At 33.2% G+C, this 5,482-nt stretch carries 2 protein-coding genes; both read right to left on the minus strand.

The window, feature by feature from the left end; all coding sequences use genetic code 11:
- Nucleotides 1-263: 263 nt before the first annotated feature.
- On the minus strand, nt 264-887 hold the full coding sequence (locus tag BV214_RS11285) for an alpha-ketoglutarate-dependent dioxygenase AlkB (RefSeq protein WP_086477615.1): 624 nt from the start codon (nt 885-887) through the stop codon (nt 264-266).
- Nucleotides 887-5,344: an AAA domain-containing protein gene (locus BV214_RS11290; protein ID WP_245806783.1), complete on the minus strand. Its 4,458-nt coding sequence runs from the start codon at nt 5,342-5,344 to the stop codon at nt 887-889. Before BV214_RS11290 ends, BV214_RS11285 begins: the two co-directional genes overlap by 1 nt.
- Nucleotides 5,345-5,482: the final 138 nt, after the last annotated feature.

Below are 5,482 nucleotides of genomic sequence, written 5' to 3' on the forward strand. Positions count from 1 at the left end.
TATTTTTACCGTTCACTACTTCTCGGCACACTAAGCGTAGTGCGGGATTTCGGAGCGATTCACTGTCCGCCCACCACAAAGTTTATTAGGAGCAAAAATGCTCATTTTTAGCCATTCAGCCCGCATTACGCTTATACAATGTTGTGCGGTCGTACTTTTTTTTCGGTCGTTTGTCAGCGTTGGCAAAGACATACTCTTTTGCAATTTTTGGCTTGCGTGTCGGCTTGTGCGAATTGCAAATGTGTATGGCTTTAGCGTTGGCGTTATTCGATTATTATTTTTCTAAATGTTATTGATATTCTTCTGTCACGTTTTATTACTTCTCCATTGAACTTGTCCGTTTTACGAGGGGCAATTCCGTGATACCAATTGTATCTACTTTCTTCTTTCATAACCAAAAGAGTTCTCGGTTCAACGAATATTTCTGTTTTATTTTTTGAATGTGGTTCCTTTTCAAAGTTCATAATACAGCTTGAACCAAGTGACAATGAAATAATGGTGTCTCCAAAACAAGGCTCACAATCAATATGTGGAGCTATTCCTTGTCCACTTTCATATTCATTTATAATAGCCTGGTCAGGAATGAAATCAATGAAGCCTTGATCATAGATACTGTTAGCGACTTCACTTAGCCAATTTGGAAGTTTTCCGAGATAAAATGAATTATCTATTTTTCTTGCTTTGTAATCGTATTTAAAACCATAATGTTGGACTCTTCTTGACAGGTCATTGAGCCACTGAGAATTATCAATGTGTTTCAATAAAGATTTTTCTGTCCTGTTGTCTATGAAGTCAGGGTACAATTTTAATCCATTCACTTCTTTAGCGTTTTCAAGGGAAAGTTCTTGTATCGTTGGTTTGCTATGTCCAAATAAATCTGTCTGCATTAGTTACTTATAATTTCATAGGTGAAGGTTTCTGATTTGTCATACCAACTTTGAGCAGAATTCTTATAAGAAACAGATTCGGACTTACGAACAATAGAATTATTCAGGTTCTTCAAGTGTCCTTTAAACTTTGAAAAGTTATGGTGTCTATGAACTGGATTCTGATAAATAAGGATATACTTGTTCAATGGGTAACGTTGAACAAGTATATTGATGTCATTGACTAAATCAATTATTTGGTCAGAATCCAAGTTTGCAAATAAATAAGAAAAGTTCAGAACTACCGTGTTAGAAGCTCTAAACCAATCGTCCAATAAATTATCATCAATTTGCTTAAATGAATTAACGAATTCAAAAGTTGTGTTTGAATTGAAAACTACACTGTTTGAAAATTCTCTTGCTTTATCAAGCATTGCATTAGATATGTCTATCCCTGCGTAGTTCATTGCGAAGTTTGAATTTATACTTTTACAAACTTGGTTAAAAGCTAAACCTGATGTTAAAGGACCACAACCAAAATCAAAAAATGTTGTTCTTCCTGAAGTTTGTTTCAACTCAATTTCAAATAGTCCTTTGTAGCTGTCAAAAATTGAAAAACCTGAAAAATAATGCTTCCGCATATTGTAGAAACAATATAGGTTGACCTTGTCAACAACACTAAATTCTTGAGCGAATAAATTTGTTTGAAAATGTACATCAAAATTAGCTCTGCCATATTCGATGACATTATTTCTTATGAAATCATTAGAAGCTCCTAATAGCACTTTCCACCACTCTTTTCCTGTTTCCTGAATCTTATCTATAGTACGCTTATCACTCTTTAAAACATCAATAATTAAGCTATCAAATGTTGTCGAAAACTCATCATCAGGTGAGTATATTTTGCCTTCTATTGATTCAACGGAATCAAAATATGTAAATTTTAATTTGTCTTTTAGAACTTCAGAAATAGAATCCCAAACGTAACCGCCTTTGGATTTAATAAATTCGATTAGTTTGAAATACACAAGATTGTTCGATAGGAAGGAATCATTCCCAATCAAAATCAATTGTTCCTTGGCTCTTGTTAGAGCAACATTGAGTTTTCTGTCTACTGTGCCTTCATCATTTAGATTTACAATTCCATTTAGTTGATAAGGGTTGTTTATAGCAAATGAGAAAATGATAATATCCCTTTGACTTCCTTGATAACGTTCAACAGTGTCAACTGTAATATCTTCAAAATTTGGTATTTGAGCTTCTTCTAACTTCTGCTTTATTCTCGCAATTTGATTTCGGAATGGAGCTATTATGCCAATTGTTTTTTTGTTGTCAAATCCTTTGTTATTAAATGTGTAAAGTTTTTTCAATTCATCAACAATCTTAACAACCAAATCAGCTTCTAAATCATTTGATTTGCCAAAATGATTTTTTTCGTCAACCTTACTTGGGAAGTATATAACACGTTTTCTAGAAAGTAAGTCGGTTAAATTGCCTTTAAACGGACTTTTTAGTTCTAAAGGTTTAATTTGTCTGCTTAATTCACTTTTAGCAGTTTCATTTAGGTTTGGTATTTCAAATGCTTGTTTGAGTTCTGAATTATAAAAGCTATGATTCGGGAACAATGCAATTTCTTGGTGCATTCTTCCCTGATAGGTCAGCTTGTCGTATGCAAATTCTAAACTGTTCTTTTCGCAATAATTGTAGAGCCTTTCGAATAATGAGTTTTTCCTGTTTTCTAATCCAATAGTTTCTAAAGTCCCATTATTAGTTTTTGAACTCTCTGGGTCTTGTAAAACTATTGCAGGTAATTGTTTATGGTCGCCAATTAAAATAAACTTTGAACACTTTGGAAGAATGCCCACAATTTGAGGTTCTAATATTTGAGAGGCTTCATCAACAATCACAACATCAAACTTCTTTAACTTGAAAATATCTGTTTTGCTAGATATGGAAGCTACGGTCGAAATAAAAATGCGGTGTTTAGATAGAACAGTATTTATACTGTCCCTAGAAAATTTTTCTCCATTTTGTTCTAATCTTTTTGCTTCTCCTTCGATAATATTATTCAAAAGGTTGTGCTTATGTTCATCAGAGCACGACAGTTCGCTTCCAATTCTAACAAAGTTTCTGTCTGAACGTCCGAAGTTTACATTACCATCATTCATATCCTCAAAGTTTATGATGGCATTATTTACAGTTTCGCAAAGCTCGTCTACCGCTCTGTTGGTGTATGCAAGCAAGAGGATATTACAAGAATCTTCTTTGTATAATTCTCTTACAAGTTCTTTTACAATGATGGAAGTCTTCCCTGTTCCTGGAGGGCCATTTAAAAGAAAATAGTCTTTACTTGAAAGTGCCTTATTGATGATTCTATTTTGTTCATCTGACAATTGTTCTTTATGATAACCGTAATTATTTCCATTCTGCGGCTTTTCAGTTGTTAGAATTACATCTCGCTTGGCTTTTGAGGAATTAAGGAAAGCGTAAATACTTCTATACATTGCTGTGAAAGAAGAATCCATAAAATCACGTTCCAATGCCCACTTATCATATTGTTCAAAAAACTTTGTGTTTCGCTGTTTGTACCGAAAGCTTGCGACTACTTTATCCTTAGTTATTGACTTGATTGAACACTTGAATATTTGATTGGATGTAACATTATCCTTTTCTGAAATTCTCGGGTATAAAACACAGATGTCACCATTTCGGAAGTTTACAAACTCATTGTATCCTGAAGGACGAGTGAAAATAATTTCTTTTTCATCTTTATCAACATAGTTGGAATCTATTTTGAGGTCATAGAGTATTTCAAATTTATCCGTTTTCTCCGAAAATGAGTTTATCCATAGATTCGCTAACCCATTGTTTGACTCATATTGTCCGTTACCCAATTTTGCCAAATATTGTTCTTTGGCTATAAAACTTACAAATGAAAAGAAGTAAGTTTTTTCTAACTCACTGGCAGATTTTACTGGATTAATAAATTCATCTATCTGCGGTTCCAAAATTGCCCTAAAGTTTGGATGGACATTTGGAGAATTTATTATTGTATCGGGAGTGATTTTTTGCAGTACTTCTTTCGTTTTGGATAAATCATCAGATGCGAAAGTGTATTCATTTGTAATGATTTTGTTTCTAAGATCAAAAATTGACTGCACCCTTTTTAAAGTTGGTTTATCAAACCTTAAATTATTTTCTGCAACCTTTGAATACAAAATATATCCATCTGTCTTATCAGCAATTTCACCGAACCCTAATTGGTTCAGTACTCCAATAAGTTGATAATACAAGAAAAGTTGCGTTTTGTGATTCGGCTTAATACTTTCTCCATCATCAGGAAATGGGACACCACCTGACTTTAATTCAACAATTTTAGACTTGCCAACTTTGTTAAGTTCTAGAATATCCAAACGTCCTTGAATGCCATATAAATCGCATAGAAAAGCTGGTTCTAGTGATGCGGTTTCTATTGAAATGCCATAGTTTTCGAAATCATTAGTTACAACTCGCTTTATTCTGTCAAAATGGAGTTGAGAATCTTGCCAATATTTGATGAATTTATCCTTTTCGATTAAATCTTGGCAAGCGGTGTATTCAAATGGGTATGATTTAAAATCCTTGTCGAATGTTTCTTTAAAGGTTATTTTGTTACTATCTGCTTCTCCAAAAAGCTCGTCTACAACTAAATTAGCAAAGTTTCCTAAACGTATGTATTTCGTATTTGGAATCTCTTCAAATTTAGACTTGATGTAATTTAATTCGGTATATCCATAATCTTGAAAACATTCTGCAATCGAAGATATATCTACTAAGTAATCGGGTTCAAGAATTATAAATTTCGGATGGTAGATTTCCGATTCATCAATTTCAATATTTACCAAATAGAGTTGAGCACCAATCCAAAAATCATTTACTGATTTAAACGTAGCATTGACATCATCTTCGTTTATCCTTACTCGTACATAATCTTCACCTTCATTGTTTTCTGTTTCACAAATCAAAAATTCACTTTGAACCTCGATTATTTCAACTCTTATTTTATCAAGCCGTGATAATGTAGTTTCACTTTTTTCTTTTCGATATTCAGTAGTAGGATAAAGTGATTGAATTTCTTCAGGAACAGCTAATCCACAAGTTTTAGAAATGAATTCACTTAAATACTTAAAGTGTGTTTGATACTCTTCGTTTGAAGGACGGATATTCTCGTGTAGTACCTTATTTGCTACTATCCTAAATGAGTGAATTTGTCTTGAGGTTTTGAATTTGTCGCAAATAAAGGACAGTCTTGAAAACAGGTTTGAAAATTGAAGAGTTTCTGAACTTGTCAACTCTTTAGTTATTTTTTCAAGTAGGGTTCGGAGTTGAACATATTTCAGATGAATTGGAATATTTTCGTCTGAGTGAACTTCAAGTAGTTCTTCGAAATAATCTATTGCTTTAGTTTTTGATTGCATATTTTCTTTTAGCGTTGGCAAAAAACAGCTCTTTTGGTTTTTTCAGCGTTGGCTTTGCGTGTCGGCAAAAACCAAATGTGCTGTTTGTGCGGTTGGCTTTTCTTGTATGCCGCACAACGGCAGTCCGTCTCAAAACCACCAATATAATTTTTAAAAATA

Source organism: Arenibacter amylolyticus, from assembly GCF_002150785.1.
GTDB classification, from domain to species: Bacteria; Bacteroidota; Bacteroidia; order Flavobacteriales; family Flavobacteriaceae; genus Arenibacter; species Arenibacter amylolyticus.

Excerpts from the sequence above, each read along its gene's own strand:
- BV214_RS11285 (WP_086477615.1), bottom strand. The coding sequence starts at position 887 with ATGCAGACAGATTTATTTGGACATAGCAAACCAACGATACAAGAACTT.